Origin of the sequence: Bacillus thermozeamaize (assembly GCA_002159075.1) — a bacterium.
Taxonomy (GTDB): Bacteria; Bacillota; Bacilli; order ZCTH02-B2; family ZCTH02-B2; genus Bacillus_BB; species Bacillus_BB thermozeamaize.
This window is the reverse complement of record LZRT01000133.1, coordinates 1-3,194: the sequence shown is the minus strand read 5'-3', so window position 1 is coordinate 3,194 and position 3,194 is coordinate 1. Positions and strand designations below refer to the sequence as shown.

The 3,194-nt window shown below is 57.9% G+C and carries 2 rRNA genes; both read left to right on the top strand.

The annotated features are described in order from the left end of the window. Window positions 1–53 precede the first annotated feature (53 nt). Window positions 54–3,014: ribosomal RNA gene (locus tag BAA01_06250) — 23S ribosomal RNA — on the top strand. 53 nt (window positions 3,015–3,067) lie between these two features. Continuing rightward, window positions 3,068–3,184 (top strand): 5S ribosomal RNA (gene rrf / locus BAA01_06245). The last annotated feature ends 10 nt before the right edge of the window (window positions 3,185–3,194 follow it).

Below are 3,194 nucleotides of genomic sequence, written 5' to 3'. Positions count from 1 at the left end.
GATGTTCCTTGAAAACTAGATAGCAAAGAAGCTGGGTATTCTGAGTGTGTGGAAGAAGGTAGGAAGGGCACACGGTGGATGCCTAGGCGCCAGGAGCCGATGAAGGACGGGGCGAACACCGAAATGCCTCGGGGAGCTGTAAGCGAGCTGAGATCCGGGGATGTCCGAATGGGGGAACCCACCACCCTTTGTAGGGTGGTACCTGCAGGTGAATCCATAGCCTGCAGGGGGCAACCAGGGGAACTGAAACATCTTAGTACCCTGAGGAAGAGAAAGCAACCGCGATTTCCTAAGTAGCGGCGAGCGAACGGGAAGGAGCCTAAACCGGGCACTGCGGTGTCCGGGGTCGTGGGGCGTCTCATATGGAGTGACAAAGGAGTTGGGTAGGTGAAACGGACTGGAACGTCCTGCCGGAGAAGGTGAAAGCCCTGTAACCGAAACCTGACTCCCTCCGAGACGGACCCCGAGTACCGCGGGACACGGGAAATCCCGCGGGAATCTGGGAGGACCACCTCCTAAGGCTAAATACTCCCTGGCGACCGATAGTGGAGCAGTACCGTGAGGGAAAGGTGAAAAGCACCCCGGGAGGGGAGTGAAAGAGGACCTGAAACCGTGTGCCTACAAGCAGTCGGAGCACGTTAGATGTGTGACGGCGTGCCTTTTGTAGAATGAACCGGCGAGTGACGTTTGCGTGCGAGGTTAAGGCTTGAAAGGCCGGAGCCGCAGCGAAAGCGAGTCTGAAGAGGGCGGATAGTACGCAGGCGTCGACCCGAAACCGGGTGAGCTACCCATCTCCAGGGTGAAGGCAGGGTAAAGCCTGCTGGAGGCCCGCACCCACGCACGTTGAAAAGTGCGGGGATGAGGGGTGGGTAGGGGTGAAATGCCAATCGAACCCGGAGATAGCTGGTTCTCCCCGAAATAGCTTTAGGGCTAGCCTCAAGGGGAAAGACGCGGAGGTAGAGCACTGATTGGACGCGGGGCCCGCAAGGGTTACCAACTTCAGTCAAACTCCGAATGCCGCGGACTTGTTCCTTGGGAGTCAGACCATGGGTGATAAGATTCATGGTCGAGAGGGAAACAGCCCAGACCATCAGCTAAGGTCCCAAAATGTACGCTAAGTGGGAAACGATGTGGCGCTGCGAAGACAACCAGGATGTTGGCTTAGAAGCAGCCATCATTTAAAGAGTGCGTAATAGCTCACTGGTCGAGTGGCGCTGCGCGGAAAATGTAACGGGGCTAAGCGTACTACCGAAGCTATGGATGCCTGTATGGCGTGGTAGGGGAGCGTTCTGTCCTGGCAGAAGCCAGACCGGAAGGACTGGTGGACGGGACAGAAGTGAGAATGCCGGTATGAGTAACGAAAAGAGGGGTGAGAATCCCCTCCGCCGAAAGCCTAAGGGTTCCTGAGGAAGGTTCGTCCGCTCAGGGTCAGTCGGGACCTAAGCTGAGGCCGAAAGGCGTAGGCGATGGAGAACAGGTTGATATTCCTGTACCACATGGCTCCGCCTGAGCGATGGGGTGACGCAGGAGGGCAGGGGAAGCGCGCGGCTGGAAGAGCGCGTCCAAGCGGCAAGAGGGGTGGATAGGCAAATCCGTCCACCGGAGACCTCAAGCCGTGACGGGGAGGGAAATTTGAGTACCGAAGTCCCTGGGCTCACACTGCCAAGAAAAGCCTCTAGCGAGGAGTCATGTGCCCGTACCGCAAACCGACACAGGTAGGCGGGGTGAGGAACCTCAGGCGCTCGGGAGAACTCTCGTTAAGGAACTCGGCAAAATGACCCCGTAACTTCGGGAGAAGGGGTGCTCCTTGGGGTGAATAGCCCTGGGGAGCCGCAGTGACCAGGCCCAAGCGACTGTTTAGCAAAAACACAGGTCTCTGCTAAGCCGCAAGGCGACGTATAGGGGCTGACGCCTGCCCGGTGCTGGAAGGTTAAGGGGAAGGGTTAGTGACCACCCCAAAAAGTGTTACTTTTTGGGGGCCCTGGTTGCGAAGCTCTGAACCGAAGCCCCAGTAAACGGCGGCCGTAACTATAACGGTCCTAAGGTAGCGAAATTCCTTGTCGGGTAAGTTCCGACCCGCACGAAAGGCGTAACGACTTGGGCACTGTCTCAACGAGAGACCCGGTGAAATTGTACTCCCTGTGAAGATGCAGGGTACCCGCGACAAGACGGAAAGACCCCGTGGAGCTTGACTGCAACCTGATATTGAAACTTGGTCTGTCCTGTACAGGATAGGTGGGAGCCTTAGAAATTCGCTCGCCAGGGCGGATGGAGGCGCCGTTGGGATACCACCCTGGGCAGGCTGAGTTTCTCACCTGCCGCCCTGAATCGGGTGGAGGGACCGTGTCAGGCGGGCAGTTTGACTGGGGCGGTCGCCTCCTAAAAGGTAACGGAGGCGCCCGAAGGTTCCCTCAGCGCGGTTGGAAATCGCGCGTGGAGTGTAAAGGCAGAAGGGAGCTTGACTGCGAGACCGACGGGTCGAGCAGGGACGAAAGTCGGGCTTAGTGATCCGGTGGTACTGAGTGGAAGGGCCATCGCTCAACGGATAAAAGCTACCCCGGGGATAACAGGCTTATCTCCCCCAAGAGTCCACATCGACGGGGAGGTTTGGCACCTCGATGTCGGCTCATCGCATCCTGGGGCTGGAGTAGGTCCCAAGGGTTGGGCTGTTCGCCCATTAAAGCGGTACGCGAGCTGGGTTCAGAACGTCGTGAGACAGTTCGGTCCCTATCTGTCGCGGGCGCAGGAAATTTGAGAGGCTCTGTCCCTAGTACGAGAGGACCGGGATGGACATACCGCTGGTGTACCAGTTGTTCCGCCAGGAGCAGACGCTGGGTAGCCAAGTATGGAAGGGATAAGCGCTGAAAGCATCTAAGCGCCAAGCCCGCCTCAAGATGAGATTTCCCACAGCGCAAGCTGGTAAGACCCCTTAGAGATGATGAGGTGGATCGGTCCGGTGTGGAAGCGTGGTGACACGTGGAGCTGACGGATACGAATGGGTCGAGGACTTCTTTCACACACAAGAACTGGCTTCTTTGCTGCTAGTTTTCAGGGAACATCCCGGTTGTCTGGTGACGATAGCGGAGGGGACACACCGGTTCCCATCCCGAACACCGAAGTTAAGCCCTCCAGCGCCGATGGTACTTGGGGCGGGAGCCCCTGGGAGAGTAGGACGTTGCCAGGCAGCCGGTCAA